General features: G+C 45.1%; 19 protein-coding genes. 18 read left to right on the forward strand and 1 reads right to left on the reverse strand.

Annotated features, from left to right (window positions below):
* The first annotated feature begins 114 nt into the window (after window positions 1-114).
* The 15 genes from H8706_RS07215 to H8706_RS07285 all read left to right on the forward strand — a co-directional run bounded on the left by H8706_RS07215 (window position 115) and on the right by H8706_RS07285 (window position 14,873).
* Window positions 115-1,338, forward strand: coding sequence for a homoserine dehydrogenase (locus H8706_RS07215; RefSeq protein WP_262432090.1), 1,224 nt, complete (start codon window positions 115-117; stop codon window positions 1,336-1,338).
* 16 nt (window positions 1,339-1,354) lie between these two features.
* On the forward strand, window positions 1,355-2,566 hold the full coding sequence (locus tag H8706_RS07220) for an aspartate kinase (protein WP_178348620.1): 1,212 nt from the start codon (window positions 1,355-1,357) through the stop codon (window positions 2,564-2,566).
* 82 nt (window positions 2,567-2,648) lie between these two features.
* On the forward strand, window positions 2,649-3,401 hold the full coding sequence (gene rlmB, locus H8706_RS07225; protein ID WP_262432091.1) for a 23S rRNA (guanosine(2251)-2'-O)-methyltransferase RlmB: 753 nt from the start codon (window positions 2,649-2,651) through the stop codon (window positions 3,399-3,401).
* Window positions 3,402-3,553: 152 nt separating this feature from the next.
* Complete coding sequence (locus H8706_RS07230) at window positions 3,554-3,823, forward strand: ACT domain-containing protein (RefSeq protein WP_178348622.1); 270 nt, start codon at window positions 3,554-3,556, stop codon at window positions 3,821-3,823.
* Between the two features lie 18 nt (window positions 3,824-3,841).
* Window positions 3,842-5,200, forward strand: a complete 1,359-nt coding sequence (locus tag H8706_RS07235; RefSeq protein WP_262432092.1) for a PFL family protein — start codon at window positions 3,842-3,844, stop codon at window positions 5,198-5,200.
* A 38-nt stretch (window positions 5,201-5,238) separates the two neighbouring features.
* The gene (locus tag H8706_RS07240) at window positions 5,239-5,556 is read left to right on the forward strand and encodes a hypothetical protein (RefSeq protein ID WP_178348624.1); all 318 of its coding nucleotides are present in this window, start codon (window positions 5,239-5,241) and stop codon (window positions 5,554-5,556) included.
* A 7-nt stretch (window positions 5,557-5,563) separates the two neighbouring features.
* Window positions 5,564-6,589, forward strand: a complete 1,026-nt coding sequence (locus tag H8706_RS07245) for a V-type ATPase subunit (protein WP_262432093.1) — start codon at window positions 5,564-5,566, stop codon at window positions 6,587-6,589.
* Between the two features lie 27 nt (window positions 6,590-6,616).
* The gene (locus tag H8706_RS07250) at window positions 6,617-8,524 is read left to right on the forward strand and encodes a V-type ATP synthase subunit I (protein ID WP_262432094.1); all 1,908 of its coding nucleotides are present in this window, start codon (window positions 6,617-6,619) and stop codon (window positions 8,522-8,524) included.
* Between the two features lie 35 nt (window positions 8,525-8,559).
* Window positions 8,560-8,967, forward strand: coding sequence for an ATP synthase subunit C (locus H8706_RS07255; RefSeq protein WP_262432095.1), 408 nt, complete (start codon window positions 8,560-8,562; stop codon window positions 8,965-8,967).
* An 18-nt stretch (window positions 8,968-8,985) separates the two neighbouring features.
* Entirely contained in the window at window positions 8,986-9,294 is a 309-nt protein-coding gene (locus H8706_RS07260) for a V-type ATP synthase subunit F (RefSeq protein WP_178348628.1), read from the forward strand.
* Between the two features lie 13 nt (window positions 9,295-9,307).
* Window positions 9,308-9,898 carry a V-type ATP synthase subunit E gene (locus H8706_RS07265; RefSeq protein WP_262432096.1) on the forward strand — a complete coding sequence of 197 codons (591 nt, stop codon included), beginning with the start codon at window positions 9,308-9,310 and terminating at the stop codon, window positions 9,896-9,898.
* A gap of 15 nt (window positions 9,899-9,913) precedes the next feature.
* Complete coding sequence (locus tag H8706_RS07270; RefSeq protein WP_262432097.1) at window positions 9,914-11,695, forward strand: V-type ATP synthase subunit A; 1,782 nt, start codon at window positions 9,914-9,916, stop codon at window positions 11,693-11,695.
* Window positions 11,696-13,072 carry a V-type ATP synthase subunit B gene (locus tag H8706_RS07275; RefSeq protein WP_178348631.1) on the forward strand — a complete coding sequence of 459 codons (1,377 nt, stop codon included), beginning with the start codon at window positions 11,696-11,698 and terminating at the stop codon, window positions 13,070-13,072.
* A 15-nt stretch (window positions 13,073-13,087) separates the two neighbouring features.
* On the forward strand, window positions 13,088-13,714 hold the full coding sequence (locus H8706_RS07280; RefSeq protein ID WP_178348632.1) for a V-type ATP synthase subunit D: 627 nt from the start codon (window positions 13,088-13,090) through the stop codon (window positions 13,712-13,714).
* Window positions 13,715-13,724: 10 nt separating this feature from the next.
* Window positions 13,725-14,873: a tRNA(Met) cytidine acetate ligase gene (locus tag H8706_RS07285; protein ID WP_262432098.1), complete on the forward strand. Its 1,149-nt coding sequence runs from the start codon at window positions 13,725-13,727 to the stop codon at window positions 14,871-14,873.
* An 18-nt stretch (window positions 14,874-14,891) separates the two neighbouring features.
* Here the strand turns inward: H8706_RS07285 and H8706_RS07290 are convergent, their stop codons facing one another.
* Complete coding sequence (locus tag H8706_RS07290; RefSeq protein WP_262432099.1) at window positions 14,892-16,025, reverse strand: Gfo/Idh/MocA family protein; 1,134 nt, start codon at window positions 16,023-16,025, stop codon at window positions 14,892-14,894.
* A gap of 135 nt (window positions 16,026-16,160) precedes the next feature.
* On the opposite strand from H8706_RS07290, the gene H8706_RS07295 reads away from it, so the two are divergent.
* The 3 genes from H8706_RS07295 (at window position 16,161) to H8706_RS07305 (ending at window position 18,747) form a co-directional block, all read left to right on the forward strand.
* On the forward strand, window positions 16,161-16,718 hold the full coding sequence (locus H8706_RS07295; RefSeq protein WP_262432100.1) for an RNA polymerase sigma factor: 558 nt from the start codon (window positions 16,161-16,163) through the stop codon (window positions 16,716-16,718).
* Window positions 16,719-16,773: 55 nt separating this feature from the next.
* The gene (locus H8706_RS07300) at window positions 16,774-17,829 is read left to right on the forward strand and encodes an anti-sigma factor family protein (RefSeq protein ID WP_262432101.1); all 1,056 of its coding nucleotides are present in this window, start codon (window positions 16,774-16,776) and stop codon (window positions 17,827-17,829) included.
* A 75-nt stretch (window positions 17,830-17,904) separates the two neighbouring features.
* Window positions 17,905-18,747 carry a class I SAM-dependent methyltransferase gene (locus tag H8706_RS07305; protein ID WP_262432102.1) on the forward strand — a complete coding sequence of 281 codons (843 nt, stop codon included), beginning with the start codon at window positions 17,905-17,907 and terminating at the stop codon, window positions 18,745-18,747.
* Window positions 18,748-18,757: the final 10 nt, after the last annotated feature.

Genomic DNA, 18,757 nt, shown 5'->3' on the forward strand with positions numbered 1-18,757 from the left:
TTTAGGCTCTTAAAATTTGACATTTGACGCATTGTATGATATAATTTTGCAATTAAAAAGAGTAAAACTTGCAAAAGAAAAAATTTGCAAAATTCAAATTAACGGAGGCAAGAGATGGTTGGTATAGCAATTTTAGGTTACGGCGTGGTCGGTTCGGGCGTTTACGAAGTTATCAGAAAGAATTCCGACGGCATAACCCGACGCGCAGGAACAAAAATCGACATTAAGCATATACTGGACATAAGAGAATTTAATTCTCACCCTGAAAAAGAGCTTTTCACAAAAAATTATGACGATATACTGACCGACACCGACGTTAGTGTTGTTGTTGAGGTTATGGGCGGAGTAAACCCTGCTTATGAGTTTACAAAACGTGCGCTCATGGCGAAAAAGAGCGTTGTAACCTCAAATAAAGAACTTGTCGCAAAGCACGGGTGCGAGCTTTTGAAGCTTGCGTCCGAAAACAGGGTTCACTACCTTTTTGAGGCGAGCGTCGGGGGCGGTATTCCCATTATAAGACCGCTCAAGCTTTGCCTTGCGGCGAACGAAATTTCCGAAATCACGGGAATTTTGAACGGCACGACAAACTACATCTTAACGCAGATGATAAACAAAGACGAAACTATGGAAAATGCGCTAAAAAAGGCGCAGGACAAGGGATATGCCGAGAAAAATCCGTCGGCGGATATTGACGGAATCGACGCGGTGAGAAAAATTGCAATTCTCACGTCGCTTGCGTTCGGCAAATATGTTGACAGCACAAAAATCCCCGTTACGGGAATAAGAAACGTAACCCTTACCGACGTGGAATACGCAAAAAAGTCGGGTTGCGTAATAAAACTTTGCGGTCATTGCAGAGCGCTTGAAAACGGCAAGCTTGACGTGTACGTTTCGCCCTGCTTTGTGCCGGACGAAAGTCCGCTTGCGAGCGTTGACGGCGTGTTTAACGCGATTTTGGTCAAGGGCAATGCGGTGGGCGACGCGCTTTTCTACGGCAGAGGCGCAGGCAAACTTCCCACGGCAAGCGCAGTTGTATCCGACGTTATAGAAATTGCAAAAAGCGGTGAAAACACCGATTCGCCCGTTTGGGAGGACGTCGGCGGCGGCATTTTGGAAAACAGCGAAAATTCGGTATCAAAGCATTTTGCGCGCGTTAAAGCAGACGATAAAGAAAGCGTTAAAGCGGAGATTGAAAAAATCTTTGACGGCGCACAGATTATCGACGCGGAAGACGGCGAGATCGGCTTTGTAACCGACGAAATGACGGCAAAAGATTTTGAAAATAAATTAAATGAGCTTAACAAAGACATTATAAGTACATTTTTGGTATTATCATAAAAAGGGGGAATGCAAGGTGAGTTTAATCGTTCAGAAATTCGGCGGAAGCTCGGTTGCAGATAAGGAAAGAGTTTTTAATGTTGCTAAAAGAATTATCGAAACCTACAAAAAAGGCAACTCGGTTGTTGTGGTTGTTTCGGCACAGGGCGACACCACCGACGATTTGATTGAAAAAGCGGCGGAAATTTCAAAAAATCCGTCCAAACGCGAAATGGATATGCTTCTTTCCACAGGCGAGCAGATTTCGATTTCTCTGCTTGCAATGGCGATACACGAGCTGGGTTATCCGGCAATTTCGCTCACGGGCTGGCAGGTGGGGCTTACCACCGACACAAGCTATTCAAACGCGAGAATAAGCAAAATCAGCGCGGACAGAATTAAAAAAGAACTGGAACACAAAAACATTGTTGTTGTTGCGGGATTTCAGGGAATTAACAAATATGAGGACATCACAACCCTCGGACGCGGCGGCTCGGACACTTCGGCGGTTGCGCTTGCGGCGGCGCTGGGTGCGGACCTTTGCGAAATTTACACCGACGTTGACGGAGTTTACACCGCAGACCCGAGAATTGTGAAAAATGCCAAGAAAATGGACGTTATTTCGTTTGACGAAATGCTTGAACTTGCAAGTATGGGCGCAAACGTTCTGCACAACCGCTCGGTTGAGATGGCGAAAAAATACAATGTAAACCTTTGCGTAAGGTCGTCGCTTAATAATAATGAAGGAACTGTCGTTAAGGAGGTAAACAATATGGAAAAAATGTTGGTTAAAGGTGTTGCGCACGATTTGGACGTTGCGAGAATTTCGCTTTGCGATATTGAGGATAAACCCGGCGTTGCGTTTAAGGTGTTCTCACTGCTTGCGAAAAACGGCATAAACGTTGATATAATCCTCCAGTCAATCGGCAGAGAAAACAAAAAAGACATCAGCTTTACGGTATCGAAATCGAATATGCAGAAGGCGGTTGAGCTTCTTTGCGCAAACAAAGAGGTTATCGGCTTTGAGGACCTTAAAGCGGCGGACTCGTTCGCCAAGGTTTCAATCGTCGGCGCAGGTATGGTAAACAACCCCGGCGTTGCGTCGTCAATGTTTGAGGCGCTGTGCGAGGCAGGAATTAACATTCATATGATTTCAACATCGGAAATTAAAGTTTCGGTGCTCATCAGCGAGAAAAACGCGGAAAAAGCGGTTAACGCAATCTGCGACAAATTCAATCTCGCGGAATAAAATTTAATAATATTGCAGGCAAGGGGGTCGCGTATGTTGGTTATGCGGTTCCCTTTTAAGCTTAATTTTTGAGGTATTTATAATGAACGAATTTGAAAAAACGTCCAAAATCGAGGGCAGAAATCCCGTGCTGGAAGCTCTCAAATCGGGACGTCAGATTGACAAAATATACATAAAAAAGGGCGAAATCCAAGGCTCGGCAAAAAAAATCTTTGCTCTTGCACGTGCAAACAAAATCATCATATCCGAGGTTGACAAACAAAAACTCGATATGATGAGCGAAACGAAATCGCATCAGGGAGTTATCGCAATCGCGCCCGTGAAAGACTACGCGAGCGTTGACGAAATTCTTGCCGCGGCGGACAAAAAACAAAAACCGCATTTTATCGTCATCGCGGACAGAATTACCGACCCTCACAATCTCGGCGCGATAATAAGGACGGCAAATGCGGCAGGCGCGGACGGCGTTATAATTTCAAAACACAGCAGTGCGTCGCTCACGCCGGTATGCGAAAAATCATCGGCTGGCGCAGTGGAATACACCCCCGTTGCAAAGGTTACAAACCTTGTGCAGACCATTGAAAAATTAAAAAAACAAAACATTTGGGTTATCGGCGCGGATATGGACGGCGAAAACACAATTTACACACAGGATTTTTCGGGAAATATTGCAATAGTTATCGGCAGTGAGGGCGAGGGAATTTCGCCTCTTATCAAGAAAACGTGCGATTTTCTGGTGAAAATCCCGATGTACGGCGAGGTGACGTCGCTCAACGCGTCGGTTGCCGGTGCATTGATGATTTACGAGGCGGTGCGCAAACGTCATGAAATGTAAAAACGGGACGGGTGCCAAAACCGAAACGGGACGATATAGGCATCGTCCCCTACGGGAACACGGTTTGTTTTAATAAATTGTAGGGTGCGATGCCCACAAAAGCACCGCTGAAAATGCACAAACATCTACACAAAAACAAAAAGGAGAAAAATATGAACGCGATTATCACGGTTGTAGGAAAAGACAAGGTCGGCATCATATGCGGTGTCACCACGGTTTTATCGGAATTAAACGTTAATATTCTCGATATTTCACAAACGATTATGGGCGACGTTTTCACAATGGTTATGTCGGTGAGCCTTAAAGATATGAAAGAAAACTTCTCAAATCTTTCGGAATGTCTTACAAAAAAAGGCAAAGAACTTGGCGTTGTGATAAACATTCAGCACGAGGATATTTTCAACTCGATGCACAAAATTTAATAACGAGAGGACAGCGTTATGATAAATCAGAAAGAAATTCTTGAAACCATAAATATGATTGAAAAAGAGAACCTTGACATACGCACAATCACGATGGGAATTTCGCTTCTCGACTGCGCGTCGGAAAGTATTGACAAACTCACATCAAAGTTGTATGATAAGGTGACAAAAAAAGCAGAGAACCTTGTAAAGGTGGGTAAGCAGATTGAGGCGGAATACGGTATTCCCATTATAAACAAGCGTATTTCGGTAACTCCCGTTTCGCTTATCGGGCAGGGACATTCGCCGTCCGATTTTGTTAAAATCGCAAAAACTCTCGACAAGGCGGCGCACACTGTGGGCGTCAACTTTATCGGCGGTTTTTCGGCGCTGGTTCACAAGGGCTTTACCGTCGGCGATACGTCGCTTATTTACGCAATCCCCGAGGCGCTTTCCGAAACCGAGCTTGTTTGCTCGTCGGTAAACATCGGCTCGACAAAAGCCGGCATAAATATGGACGCGGTGAAAAAAATGGGCGAGGTTATAAAGGAAACGGCTAAGCTTACAAAAGACAGCGACGGGTTCGGGTGCGCAAAACTTGTTGTTTTTGCAAACGCGGTTGAGGACAATCCGTTTATGGCAGGCGCGTTCCACGGCGCCGGCGAGGCGGAATGTGTGATAAACGTCGGAGTAAGCGGTCCGGGAGTTGTAAAATGCGCGCTTGAAAAGGTTAAAGGACGCGATTTTCAAACCGTTGCGGAAACCGTCAAAAAAACGGCTTTCAAAATCACGCGTATGGGAAATCTCGTTGCGAAAGAGGCATCAAAACGGCTTAACGTGCCGTTCGGAATAGTGGATTTATCGCTTGCGCCGACACCCGCGGTGGGCGACAGCGTTGCATATATTTTGGAGGAAATGGGTCTTGAAAAATGCGGTGCGCACGGCACAACCGCAGCGCTTGCACTGCTCAACGACGCAGTTAAAAAAGGCGGAATTTTCGCCGCGTCGAACGTGGGCGGATTATCGGGCGCATTTATCCCCGTAAGCGAAGACGCAGGAATGATTGACGCTGTTAAAACGGGCGCGCTCTCGATTGAAAAACTCGAGGCAATGACCTGTGTCTGCTCGGTCGGTCTTGATATGATTGTTATCCCCGGCGACACAAGTGCATCGACCATTTCGGCAATCATCGCGGACGAGGCGGCAATCGGTATGATAAACAACAAAACCACTGCGGTGAGGGTTATCCCGGCGCCCGGCAAAAAGGTGGGCGACATAGTGGAATTCGGCGGACTTCTGGGAACAGGGCCCGTTATGAAAGTAAGCAATCTCGACTCCTCGGAGTTTATCGCGCGCGGAGGAAGAATTCCGGCGCCGATACACAGCTTGAGGAATTAGATAAAAATATTTTTGTTTTTCGTCAGGAAGGTGAGAATATGGCATATGACGCAATCAACGCAATAATCGGCATTGAGAAAAAAGCGCAGGAAATTATCGCGCCGGCATCAAAGGCACAGGCTGAATTTGATGAAAGTTTAAAAGCGGAGAAAGAAAAAATCTATGCGGCAAAAAATGCCGAGTATGAAGAAAGTATTTCCGCTTTCAAAAAAGCCGGGGAGGAAGAAGCCGAAAAGCTTATAAAAGACGCCGATAAATCGGCCGCCGCGGCAAAAGAAAAGCTCGACAAAATGTATGAGCAAAACTGCGGAAAATGGCTTGACGGTTTGCTTAAAAAAGTTTTGGGGCAGGTGTGATTAAAAAATGGCAGTCACGGTTAAACACGCCGCAATGGGCACAAAAATCCGGTCTATGCAAGGCAAAATGCTCGCCAAAAGCGATTATGACCGTCTTTTGAAAATGTCCACCGTTTCGGCGGCGGCGCATTTTTTAAAGGAATTTGAGTCGCTTGACCTTGTGCTTTCGGGCATAAACGACAAAGAGGCGCACCGCGGCGATTTGGAAAAACGGCTCGGCACGCAGATGATTTTGGAGTTTAAAAAGCTTTACAACTTTGCAGACTCGGGCACAAAAAAGTTTTTGAGCATTTATTTTATGCAGTTTGAGCTGGGGCTTTTAAAGCGCATCGCACGTGCGGTAAACGCGGGCGAACAGCAAAAACACGCTGAAAATTCGGACGAATTTTTGAAAAAGCATTTGCATTTCGACTTAAACGAAGCCTACAATTCGCAAAGCATAAAAGACCTTATCGGCTATATTTCAACAGTAAAATGTTTCAGCGTTTTATCGTCTATGCTTAAAGCAAAAGACAAATGCGACGTTTTTACGTTTGAAATGACGCTTGATGTGTATTTTTACAATCTGGTTGCAAAGTCGATAAAACACATTTCGGACAAAACCGAAAAGGAAATTTTCTTAAAATACTTCGGCACAAAGGTTGACCTTTTGAATTTGGAGTGGATTTACCGGTGCAAAGTAAACTTTGAAACCGATAACGAAACAATTTTCAGCTACATCATTCCGATTTACTACAAAATCGGCAAAAAAGACGTGGCAAGCCTTGTAAACGCACGGAAAGACGAATTTTTAAGCCTCGCAAAAAAAACGCGCTACGGCAAAATTTTTAACGGCGGTGAGCTTGAATTTGAAATTCAGGTCTTTTTAAAGGATTTTTACAGAAAACTAAAGGCAAATTATCCTTACAGCGCAACCGCAATTTTGTGTTATCTTCAGCTGCGGCGCATTGAAGCAGGCAACATAATTTCGGTAATCGAGGGCATCAGATACTCGCTCACCGAGGAGGAAACAAGGAAATTTCTTGTAATTTAAAACATATTAAAAAGCGTGGTGTTATAATTGAGCATTGAAAAATTAAGTTTAGTAAGCATCGTCGGTCCCGTTGAACAGTTCGACGACGCGGTTTCGTACATTGTGACAGGCTCTGATATTCACCTTGAAAACGCGCTTAACGTTTTGGAGGGAAACAAGGCGTTAAAGCCGTTTGAGGACGAAAACCCGTATATCGGCGTTCTCGAAAAATTGAGGAGCATCATAAGCACGCACCATCTTGTGCGCGGCACGTCCGTGAAAGATGAAAATTCATACAGCGCCGATGACGCGGACACGCTCATTCAGAAAATCCGGAGCGAAAAAAAGACGCTCACCGAGGAGATAAGAGCGCTGGAGGACAAAAAAGCGCACAACGACGAAATTATCGAGCAGTTGAAACCGCTTTTGGAAATTAACGTAAATCTTGAAGATTTGCTGAGTTTTAAGTTTACCGCACTTCGGTTCGGCAAACTCCCGAAAGCAAGCTATGCAAAGCTTGAAGAATATTTGCAGGAGCTTGAGGCGTTTTTCTTCAAGGGCAGTGAGGACAAAGACTATGTCTGGGGAGTTTATTTCACGCCCCGAACGCTCGCCGAAAAAGTAGACAGAATTTTCTCGTCGCTTTATTTTGAGCGCACAATCATATCAAACGAGGCAAGCGGAACGCCGAAAGACGCGATTTTTAAGCTTGAAAGCGAAAATGACGAGCTTACAGCAAAAATCACAAAGGCGAAGAAAAAACTTGAAGAAATTTACGAAAGCCACAAAGCCGAGATTTTCGGTATGCTTTCGCTTTTGGAAGAAAAAGAAACGGTTTACAAATACCGAAAATTCGGCGCGTTTGCGAAAAATTCTTTCTACATAATCGGCTGGGCAAATAAAAAAACCATTGCCGATTTGAACAAAAAGGTTGAACGGCACAAGGATATTTCGCTGGTAATCGAGGACGCGAAGGACGTTGAAAACTATGTCACACCGCCTACTCTGCTTAAAAACAACGCATTTTTTAAGCCGTTTGAGTTTTTCGTTAAAATGTACGGCTTGCCGTCTTACAACGAAATTGACCCGACTCCGCTCGTTGCACTTTCTTACATACTTATGTTCGGCATAATGTTCGGAGATTTGGGACAGGGCGCGGTTCTTGCAATCGGCGGATTTTTGCTTTACAAATTCAAGAAAATCGACCTTGCGGCGATAATTTCGCTCGCCGGCGTAAGCTCAATGATATTCGGCTGTGTATTCGGCAGTGTGTTCGGCTACGAGGACATTATAAACCTCCCGTTCACCGTCCACCCGATGGAAAACATTATGCCGGTGCTTCTTGCAACTGTGTCGCTCGGCTGTGTTATAATCACAATCGCAATGATTTACAACATTGCAAACGGCATAAAAACCAAGAAATACGGCAAGGTATTTTTTGAGCAGAACGGTCTTGCGGGACTTGTGTTCTACTGGGCGGTTATAATCGGAATTGTGCTTTTGTTTATAAAAGGCATAAACCCGTTCACGGTTGTTTATAACACAATATTTATTGTAATTCCGCTTATACTTGTATTTGCGAAGGAGCCTCTCACAAGGTTTATCCGCAAAAAACGACCCTATCTTACAGGCACAAAGGGCGAGTTTGTTCTGGAAAACTTCTTTGAGCTGTTTGAGATAATTTTGAGCTTTGTCACAAACACGGTATCGTTTGTCAGAGTTGGTGCGTTCGCGCTCAACCACGTCGGAATGATGGGCGTTGTGTTTGTGTTCTCAAAGATGGCGTCGGGCGGTGCAAGCATTGTTGTTGTAATCCTCGGCAATATGCTTGTTATGGGACTTGAAGGTCTTATCGTCGGCATACAGGTTCTGCGTCTTGAATTCTACGAAATATTCAGCAGATTTTTCGAGGGAAGCGGACGCGAGTTTCGAAGTGCAAAAAAAATTAACGCGTAAGTTTATAATGTTTAAAAATTCGGAGGTAAAAAATTATGACTACTTTAATCAGTGTTTTGTTGGTACTTTCAATCGTTGTTCCTTTCGGCATTTATTTTAAGAGCGAAAAAAGCAAAAAAAGCGGAAAAACAGCGCTTTTGTCAAACATCTTCTCGTTCTTCTCAATTCTTGTGGTTTCCACCGTTTGCGTGTTCGCGTCGGCATCTGCGGCACCTGCGGACGCATCTAACACGGCAGGTCTTGCATACATAGCGGCGGCGCTTGTTACAGGTATGGCAACAATCGGTGCAGGTATCGCGGTTGCGTCGGCATCGAGCGCGGCGCTCGGCGCTATCAGCGAAGACCCGAAGGTTATGGGTAAAGCGCTTATCTTCGTTGCTCTTGCAGAAGGTATCGCACTTTACGGACTTCTCGTTTCATTCACAATCTTGAGTAAATTCTAATAATTTGGGGCGTTCTTTATGAAAATGTATTTAATCAGCGACAACGTCGATACCGCCACGGGACTGCGTCTTGCAGGCATTGACGGAGTTGTTGCGCATACCGAGGACGAGGTAAAAAAAGCGCTCGGCTATGCCGTAAACGACGGGGAAATTGCAATACTTCTCATCACGGAAAAACTTACAAAAAGCTTTCCCGAATTTATAAAAGAAGTAAAGCTTGAGCATTACAAACCGCTCATAGTTGAAATTCCCGACCGTCACGGCTCGGGACGCGGAAAAGATTTTATTACAAACTATGTCAGCGAAGCAATAGGCTTAAAGCTTTAGGAGGCTTAACGATATGGCGGATTTTGATGTAAAAATCGAAACCTTTACAAATCTCACCTTAACCCAGGCGGCAAAGGCGAGAGATAAAATATTGGAAAAATGCGAAAACGACAAAAAAACCGCACTTGACGAATATTCAAAAAAATGCGGTGAAAAGTTTTCAAAAATGCTTAAAGAAAATCAGACGAAAATCAGCACCGAAAACCACCGAAACGTTTCAAAAGAAATCACCGAATGCAAAAAGGCGGTTTTCTCGCACCGCGAAATGCTTATAGAAAAGCTTTTTGCCGATTTGAAAGGCAAAATTGCGGATTATAAAAAAAGCGGTGAATACAAAGACTATCTTGAAAAATGCGCCAAAAAAGGCATAGACGAGGTGGGCGGAAAAAACATCACTCTCACTTTCGATACGTCGGACAAAGAAACCGGCGGAGAAATCGCAGAAAAATTAAACGCGAAAGCGGAGTTTAAAGACGGTCTTAGCGGCGGTGTTATCGTATCGGGCGAGGGCAATATTGCGTGCAATATGTCGTTCTCGTCGTGCATTGAAAATTTAAGGGAAACCTTCCTTGAAAACAGCGGTTTTTCAATAGATGTTATATAAGGCAGGTGCGAATAAATGAAAAACGGTTATATTTACGGAATAAACGGTCCTGTCGTTGCGGTTAAAGGCACCGACGAGCTTAAAATGATGGAAATGGTAAAAGTCGGAAAAGATAAGCTTATCGGCGAGGTTATCGGGCTTGAAAGCGACCGCGCGATTGTGCAGGTTTACGAGGAAACGACCTCCGTTGCCGCAGGCGAAGAGGTTGTTGGACTTAAAAATCCTATGAGCGCGCTGTTGGGACCCGGTCTTATCGGCTCAATTTTCGACGGTATTCAGCGTCCTCTCCTTGTTATGGAACAGCAGAGCGGTGCGTTTATCGAGCGCGGAATGGACGTTTCGTCGCTTGACACCGAGAAAAAATGGGACGTACGCATAAGCGCAAAGGTCGGCGACAAGCTTAAAGCCGGCGACATTGTTGCGGAAACCGACGAAACGGAATCCATTGTTCACAAAATTATGGTTCCGCCCGGTTTGAACGGCGAAGTTACATTTGCCGAAAAAGACGGCTCATACACCATAAACGACGTTATTATAAAAATCAAAGACGAAACGGGCGCAGAGCACGATGTTACGCTCTGCCAGAAATGGCCGATACGAAAGGCGCGCCCGTATGCCGAGCGAAAAACTCCCACCGAACCGCTTATCACCGGTCAGAGGGTTATCGACGCGCTTTTCCCCATTGCAAAGGGCGGTGCGGCGGCAATCCCGGGCGGTTTCGGAACGGGAAAAACTATGACACAGCATCAGCTTGCAAAATGGTGCGACGCCGATATTATCGTATATATCGGATGCGGTGAGCGCGGAAACGAAATGACACAGGTGCTTGAAGATTTCACCGCGCTGATTGACCCCCGAACGGGAAAATCGCTTATGAACAGAACAATCCTTATCGCGAACACGTCGAATATGCCTGTTGCGGCGCGTGAGGCGTGCATTTACACAGGCGTTACGCTTGCGGAATACTACCGCGATATGGGTTACAACGTTGCAATTATGGCAGACTCCACCTCGCGATGGGCGGAGGCACTGCGTGAAATTTCGGGACGTTTGGAGGAAATGCCTGCCGAAGAAGGCTTCCCGGCATATCTTCCGTCGCGTCTTTCCACATTCTACGAAAGAGCCGGAATGGTGGACAATTTAAACGGCACAAAAGGCTCGATTTCCATAATCGGCGCGGTTTCGCCCCAGGGCGGCGACTTCTCCGAGCCGGTCACACAGAACACAAAGCGTTTTATACGCTGTTTCTGGGCGCTCGACCGCTCGCTTGCTTATCAGAGGCACTACCCGGCGATAAACTGGCTTACAAGCTATTCGGAATATTCGGACGACTTAAAAGACTGGTTTGACCAAAACGTCAGCGAGGATTTTGACAGCGTTGTTTTGCAGATTAAAAAAATCCTCACCGAAGAAAGTTCGCTTATGGAAATTGTAAAGCTTATCGGTTCGGACGTTCTGCCCGACTCGCAAAGGCTGGTTCTGGAGGTTGCAAAAATCGTCCGTCTGGGATTTTTACAGCAGAATGCTTTCAACCCGACAGATACATACGTACCGCTCAAAAAGCAGTACCTTATGCTGAAAACCTGCCTTACCTACTACGAGGAGGCGAAAAAGCTCATTGCAATGGGCGTTCCCGTTTCGCAAATTCATCAGACGGGACTCACCGAAAAGCTTGTTTCTGTAAAATATGACGTTAAAAACGACGATTTTGCCGCGTTTGACAGATATGCAGACGAAATCAAAACCGAATTTGACAAAATCGGCGCACGATATGCTCCAAAAAAGGCGGTGCAGTAAATGGCAATAGAATATTTGGGTGTTAAAGAAATTTCGGGCCCTTTGGTTGTTTTGGAAAACGTAAAGGGCGCGTCATATGAAGAAATCGTCGAAATCGACGTCGGCGGAAAAGAAAAACGAATGGGACAGATTATCTCAATCGACGGCGACAAGGCGGTTGTTCAGGTTTTCGAGGGCACAGAGGGCATCTCGAAAATAAACACAAAAACACATCTTACGGGCGAGCCGTTAAAACTGCCGTTGTCAAAAGAAATACTCGGCAGAGTGTTCAGCGGTGTGGGAAAACCGATTGACGGACTCGGAAACATTTATCCCGACATCAAGGCAGACGTAAACGGCAAGCCGATAAACCCCGTATCGCGGGAATATCCGCGTAACTACATTGAAACGGGAATTTCGTCAATCGACGCGCTGACAACGCTTATCCGCGGACAGAAACTGCCTATTTTCTCGGGCAACGGACTTCCGCACGACGCGCTTGCGGTGCAGATTGCACGACAGGCGAAAATCGCAGATGACAAAGGCAGTGATTTTGCCATAGTTTTCGCGGCAATCGGTGTTAAAAACGACGTTGCTAACTACTTTAAAAAGGCGTTTTCGGACAGCGGTGTGCTCGAAAAGGTTGTTATGTTTTTAAACCTTTCAAACGACCCCGTTACCGAAAGAATTATCACTCCGCGTGCGGCGCTCACCGCGGCGGAATATTTGGCATTCACGCATAATATGCACATTCTGGTTATTATGACCGATATTTCGTCATATGCCGAGGCACTGCGTGAGGTTTCGTCGTCAAAGGGCGAAATCCCGTCAAGAAAAGGCTACCCGGGCTATCTCTATTCCGACCTTGCGTCACTCTACGAACGCGCAGGTATGGTAAAGGGCAAAAACGGCTCGGTTACGCAGATACCTATTCTTACAATGCCGAATGACGACATAACACACCCTATCCCCGACCTTACGGGCTACATCACAGAGGGTCAGATTGTTATGGACAGAGGACTTTTCCAGCGCGGAATTTATCCGCCGATAAGTGTTCTGCCGTCGCTTTCGCGTCTTATGAAGGACGGTATCGGCGAAGGCTACACGCGCGCCGACCATAACGACGTCGCAAACCAGCTTTTCGCGGCATACGCAAACGTTGCCGAGGTTAAAGCGCTCGCGTCGGTTATCGGCGAGGACGAACTTTCAAAAATCGACAAGCTTTATATAGAATTCGGCAAGCAGTTTGAGGAGAAATTCTTAAGTCAGCAAAAAGACGAGGAGCGAAGCATTACCGAAACGCTCGACCTCGGCTGGGAGCTTTTGAGAATTCTGCCCCGTGAAGAGCTTAACCGAATAGATACCAAAATTCTTGACGAATATTACGATAAAAATTAGCGCGGAGGTGAGAATATGGACGTTACGCTGTTTGCCACAAAAGGCAATCTTATCGCCGCAAAAAATTCGTTAAAGCTTTCAAAACAAGGCTACGATTTGCTCGACAAAAAGAGAAATATTCTCATTAAAGAAATGATGTCGCTCATCGAAAAAGCGCAGAGTATTCAGGGCGAAATTGACGGAAAATACCGCGAGGCTTATGCGTCGCTCCAGCGCGCAAACATCTCAATCGGCATTTCGGAGGTTGAAAAAATCAGCCGATGTACACACATTGAGGACGGAATTGACCTAAAATTCCGCAGTGTTATGGGCGTTGAAATCCCGTCAATCGACTACGAGGAGAAAAAGGCGGCAACCGAATACGACTTTTTCACCACGCCGTCAAGCCTTGATGACGCGTTTTTGAAATTCAACGAGGTGAAAAACCTCACAATCCGTCTTGCGGAAATCGAAAATTCGGTTTACCGTCTTGCGAGCAACATCAAAAAAACGCAGAAAAGGGCAAATTCGCTTAAAAATATTATGATTCCGCGCTACGAAAAAATTTCGTCCGACATTCAGAATGTGCTGGAGGAAAAAGAGCGCGAGGAATTTACACGGCTTAAGGTTATAAAAAACGGCAAAAACAAACAAAAGAATTAACGGAGTTTTTATGAAAACGCTGGGCATTGTGTGCGAATACAACCCGTTTCACAACGGGCACAAATATCACATCGCGGAGTCGAAAAGGCTCCTCGGGTGCGACACGGCGGTTTGCGCAATGAGCGGAAGCCTGGTTCAGCGCGGAGAAATTGCCGTTTTTGATAAATGGACGCGTGCGAAAAACGCAGTGGAAAACGGCGCCGATTTGGTGCTGGAAATCCCTGCGTTTTTTTGCTTGCAGTCGGGTGAAAAATACGCTTACGGCGCGGTGAGCGTACTCAATCTTTTGGGAAACGTCGATTATTTAAGCTTCGGCAGTGAGTGCGGTGATATAGATTTTCTGCAAAAAATCGCCGAAATCAAGCGAAAAAAAAGCTTTAACGATACGGTTAAAACCCTTATGCAAAGCGGAATGAGCTATCCTTCCGCAACCGAAAAGGCAATCGGTAAGTTTTTGGATAATTCATTCGGGGAACGGATTTTCTCACCCAACGACCTTTTGGGGGTTGAGTACATCAGCGCGGTTTACAAAACGAAAAGCAAAATGCGCCCCGTCACGGTAAAGCGTCATTTAACCGAACATTCGGGCGGAAAACCCGTCGGAAATTTCGCGTCGGCAAGCGAAATCCGCAAAATGATTTTTGAAGGTGCGGATTTTGACAAATTTTTGCCGTACTGCGCAAAAAATTACGAAATTTTTGACGAAAACAACGCGGAGAGCCTTATTCTCGGCTATTTCCGCTTAAAATGCGCGGAGAAAAACATTCTCGGCGGTGAACCCGGAATGGCGAACAGGCTTATCAAAAGTGCAAAAATTTCAAACAGTCTTGATGAATTTTACAAAAATGCGCTGTCCAAAAGATACACCGAAAGCAGAATTAAACGTATGTCAAAATGTGCGTTTTTTGATATTAAGAAAAATTCGGTTTTGGATTATATCCGTCCGCTTGCAATGAACGAGCGCGGACGAAAACTTTTGAAAAATTCGCCCGGCAAAAATTTAATCGTCACCAAAACCGCCGACTTTAACGGCAGTAAAAATTCGATGTTTAAATATGATATTCTCGCAACCGACTTTGCGTATCTTTGTGCAAACGATAAGACAAAAAGAATGAGCGGCGCAGATTTTTATACACCGCCCGTTTATATTAAAAATTAGTTTTATGTCAAAATATAACTATTTACAAAAGACAGTTTTGCCGTCTTTCGCCGATTTGTACATCAAATCCATAATGTAATTCACATATGCGCCGTCCGAAAAATTCGGGGTGCATTTTTTGTTTTCGTAAACACAGTTTAAAAAATTGTAAAGACAGTGAACGTGACCGCGGAGCCAGCCGATACTGCTTTTTGAGCTGGGGAAAAGTCCGCCCGGCGCGTCAAAACGCTGAACGCACTCAATTTGTTTAAAACCTCGCTCGCCCCCGAAAACGTCCTCTTTCTGCGTGTTGTCGAAATAATAAAGATAGTTCGCGTCCATAAGATTAAACCGCAGAGCGCCCTTGTCGCCGTAAATTTCAAACGAAAGCTCGTCGTTGGTGCCTGTTGAAATTTTGGAAATCGTCATAACTCCGTTAGCGCCGTTTTTCATCGTCACAAGCGCGTGTGCCTCGTCCTCGGCGGCGATTTTCACCGTATTTCCGTCCTTGTCGGGGCGCTCGGGATAGAGAATTTTCGTCTTGCAGAAAATGTCCGCGTAGTTGCCCAAAAGGTAACGCATAAGGTCGATAACGTGCGAGCCGAGGTCGACAATCACGCCTCCGCCCCCCTTTTCGCCGTCCTGTTTCCAGCCAATCGGCTTGTTTTTGTCAATCGAACCCGAGTGCAGAAACTTTGCCTCAAACGTTAAAATTTTGCCGATTTTGCCCTCGTCAATCATCTTTTTTGCAAGCATTGTTGCAGGGAAAAATCGGTTTTGAAAGGTAATCTGCGTGCATTTTTCGTAATTTTTCTCCAAATCCGCAATTTTTTCCGCGTCCGCAAGCTTCGACACCAGCGGTTTGTCGCAATAAATGTGCTTTTTTGCTTTCACAGCGGAAAAAATCTCGTCCGCGTGCAGATAATTCGGCGTGCAGATGTCCACAATGTCGATACTCTCGTCGTTTATAATATCGTCAAAATTGTCGGTGTAATTTTCGTAACCCATTCGTTCCGCCGCGTTTTTCGCGCTCTCTTTGCCTGACGCGCACACGGTTTTCAAGTTTATTTTAAACGGCAGATTTTCGTAATAAAGCGGAATTGTTTTATAGCCGAAAGTGTGAGTTTTTCCCATAAAACCGCATCCTACAAGCCCTATGTTAAACGTTTTCATAAAAAATCTCTCCCAAATTTTTAAAATTTTTCAACTAAATTATACCCCTTTTTTCGCAATTTGTCTACATAACTCTTGCAAATTTTTATAAATAGTGTTATTATGATTATAATTTGTGAGAAAGGGGGAGCGTTTTTGGACGAAAAATCAATAATTCTTCGCGCGCAGGACGGCGACGACGAAAGTTTTTCCCTGCTCGTCGAAAAATATAATGACGCGGTTTTTACCGTTTGCTATGCGGTTTTGAAAGATTATCACAACGCGAACGACGCCGCCCAGGACACATTTATCAAGGCATATAAAAACATTAAAAAGTTCAAGTTCGACTCCTCGTTTCAGACCTACATAACGAGAATTGCAATAAACACCTGCAAGGACGAATTCAGAAAAATGTCGCGCCAAAACGGGAATTTGAGCATTGACTCGGACGAAAACTTGTGTGAAATAAAGGATACGTCCGACACGCCCGAAAAGGCACTTGAGAAAAAGGAAAGGCGCGATGCCGTGCGGAATGCGATTGCAAGTCTGCCTCAAAAATACCGCGAGGTAATTGTTCTCCGCGATATAAACGGCATATCGTACGAGGAAATCGCAAAAATTCTGAAATCGTCGCAGGGCACGGTAAAATCGCGCATTAACCGCGCCCGGAGCGCATTAAAAGAAATTTTGCAAAAAGACGGAACTTTTTTGTAACTTGAAACGTCTAATAGGTGTAACAGGATAAAAACACGAAAGGAGGGCGCGGTTTATGGACTGCAAAAAGGCAAAAAATTTAATGTCGGCATATGTTGACGGTATGCTTGAAAACGCCGAAAAATCGGCATTTGAGGCGCACATACACACCTGTAAAGACTGCAAACGCGAACTTGATTTGTTAAAAAACACGCTTATTCTTCTCGCCGATGCAAAATACTCTGCGCCCGAAAATTTCACATATGAGGTGCGCGAAAAATTGAAATCCGCTGTTCCCGAAAAAAGACGCGCGTTTGCGCGTTTCGGAAAATTTTCCGCTTGGGCGGCGGCATTTGTCATTCTTGCCGCGGTTGCAATCGGAAACCCCGTCTGGAAAGAATTTAACGACAGAACCGTGAAGAACGCCGTTGAAAAATCCGATAAATTTGTGCAAAACAAAGATGACGGATTTATGGAAAAATCAAGCGCTGATATTACGGAAAATGCCGAAAAAGAAACCGCGGACGAAAAAGAAACGGAAAGCACAAAAAAGACAGACAATCAGGAAAAGTCATTTGACGAAAATAAAATTTACGGTAAACCGACCGAAAAATATAGCGCAAATACGGAAAAAATTCAGCCCGAAACAGGCGGGAAACAGGAAATTCCGCAAGAATCCGGCACCTTAAAAACCGAGGAAACCGAAAAGGCGCAAAACAAAATACAAGCCGGCAACGGCGATACGGCAAGCAAAATTTCGCGGTCGACGGCAGACGAAGCCGACACAATGCCGATTAGCATTTATTCTGACTACACCGCCGAAAACTCTGATACAGACCGGGAATCCGCACCTGACCGGGGAACGTTTAAAATGGCGTCGGGCGCCTCAAACTTTGCATATGAACCCGCAAAAATTACCGTAAATTCCAAGCTTAATTTAGCCGAAACGGAAAAGAAAATCGGCGAAATTCTCGGCTTTGAAATTATGGGTGAAAACGGCGAAATTACCCTTACCGTCACCGCCGAACAGTACCGTCTGCTCGCCAAAAAGCTTGGCAATGACCCCGATTTTGACGGTTTTGATGATATAAATACGGAAAATATTACAGAAATTTCAATTTTTATAAAATAAACCTTTTATTTTTAATAATTTTATGATAAAATATAAGCGTAATAATGCTTATATTTTATTTTTTAGGAGAAAATTATGTCTGCAAAAAACGTACTTTTATCGCTGAACAAATTCTTCCCGCTCCCCGTTCACCCGTTTAACTTACAAAACGAGGGCAAAATGAGTTATGCCGAATGGCAGTTTTTAAAGGGCGCGGACACCATAAAAAACTACACCGCGTTCACCTCGCCCAAGGATATGTTTGAGGGCAAAACGGTTCTCGACATCGGCTGCGGTGCGGCAGGAAAATCGCTTTATTATGCGTCGATGGGCGCAAATAAGGTGTACGGCGTGGACGTTGTGGCGCATTATAAGGAGGAGTCGGAAAAGCTTGCCGAGCAAAAAGGTCTTTCGGACAAGTTTGAATTCCGTCTCTGCGACGCGAAAGAGCTTGCGTTTGACGATAAAACCTTTGACACAATTATTATGAACGACTCGATGGAGCACGTTGCCGAGCCCGAAAAGGTGCTTGCCGAGTGTTACCGCGTGCTCAAAGACAACGGCAGACTGTTTATAAATTTCTGTCCTTATTTCCACCCGTACGGCGCGCATTTATCCGACGTAATCGGCATACCGTGGGTGCATATGATGTTTTCGCAGAAAACTATGATAAGCGCATACAAAGACCTTATTTCCGATATGCCCGACAAGGATATGCGCATAAAATTCCGCTTTTCAAAAGACGAAAACGGCAGCGAAACAATTTCGTACATCAACAAAATGACCATAAAACGTTTCAACCGCATTTTGAAAAGTTCGCCGTTTAAGGTGGTATACCGACGCGAAATTCCGCTTCGCACCGCGTTTGTTCCGCTTGCAAAATGCCCCGGAGCGAAAGAAATGTTTGTGAAAATGGTCGCGGCGGTTCTGGAAAAATAGCAAAATCAAA

The sequence above is a fragment of the Qingrenia yutianensis genome, assembly GCF_014385105.1.
Taxonomy (GTDB): Bacteria; Bacillota; Clostridia; order UMGS1810; family UMGS1810; genus Qingrenia; species Qingrenia yutianensis.

Bases quoted from the DNA above. Each gene is read 5' to 3' on its own strand.
- H8706_RS07215 (WP_262432090.1), top strand. From the start codon at position 115: ATGGTTGGTATAGCAATTTTAGGTTACGGCGTGGTCGGTTCGGGCGTT.
- rlmB (WP_262432091.1), top strand. From the start codon at position 2,649: ATGAACGAATTTGAAAAAACGTCCAAAATCGAGGGCAGAAATCCCGTG.
- H8706_RS07230 (WP_178348622.1), top strand. From the start codon at position 3,554: ATGAACGCGATTATCACGGTTGTAGGAAAAGACAAGGTCGGCATCATA.
- H8706_RS07235 (WP_262432092.1), top strand. From the start codon at position 3,842: ATGATAAATCAGAAAGAAATTCTTGAAACCATAAATATGATTGAAAAA.
- H8706_RS07240 (WP_178348624.1), top strand. From the start codon at position 5,239: ATGGCATATGACGCAATCAACGCAATAATCGGCATTGAGAAAAAAGCG.
- H8706_RS07245 (WP_262432093.1), top strand. From the start codon at position 5,564: ATGGCAGTCACGGTTAAACACGCCGCAATGGGCACAAAAATCCGGTCT.
- H8706_RS07255 (WP_262432095.1), top strand. From the start codon at position 8,560: ATGACTACTTTAATCAGTGTTTTGTTGGTACTTTCAATCGTTGTTCCT.
- H8706_RS07260 (WP_178348628.1), top strand. From the start codon at position 8,986: ATGAAAATGTATTTAATCAGCGACAACGTCGATACCGCCACGGGACTG.
- H8706_RS07265 (WP_262432096.1), top strand. From the start codon at position 9,308: ATGGCGGATTTTGATGTAAAAATCGAAACCTTTACAAATCTCACCTTA.
- H8706_RS07270 (WP_262432097.1), top strand. From the start codon at position 9,914: ATGAAAAACGGTTATATTTACGGAATAAACGGTCCTGTCGTTGCGGTT.
- H8706_RS07275 (WP_178348631.1), top strand. From the start codon at position 11,696: ATGGCAATAGAATATTTGGGTGTTAAAGAAATTTCGGGCCCTTTGGTT.
- H8706_RS07280 (WP_178348632.1), top strand. From the start codon at position 13,088: ATGGACGTTACGCTGTTTGCCACAAAAGGCAATCTTATCGCCGCAAAA.
- H8706_RS07285 (WP_262432098.1), top strand. From the start codon at position 13,725: ATGAAAACGCTGGGCATTGTGTGCGAATACAACCCGTTTCACAACGGG.
- H8706_RS07290 (WP_262432099.1), bottom strand. From the start codon at position 16,025: ATGAAAACGTTTAACATAGGGCTTGTAGGATGCGGTTTTATGGGAAAA.
- H8706_RS07300 (WP_262432101.1), top strand. From the start codon at position 16,774: ATGGACTGCAAAAAGGCAAAAAATTTAATGTCGGCATATGTTGACGGT.
- H8706_RS07305 (WP_262432102.1), top strand. From the start codon at position 17,905: ATGTCTGCAAAAAACGTACTTTTATCGCTGAACAAATTCTTCCCGCTC.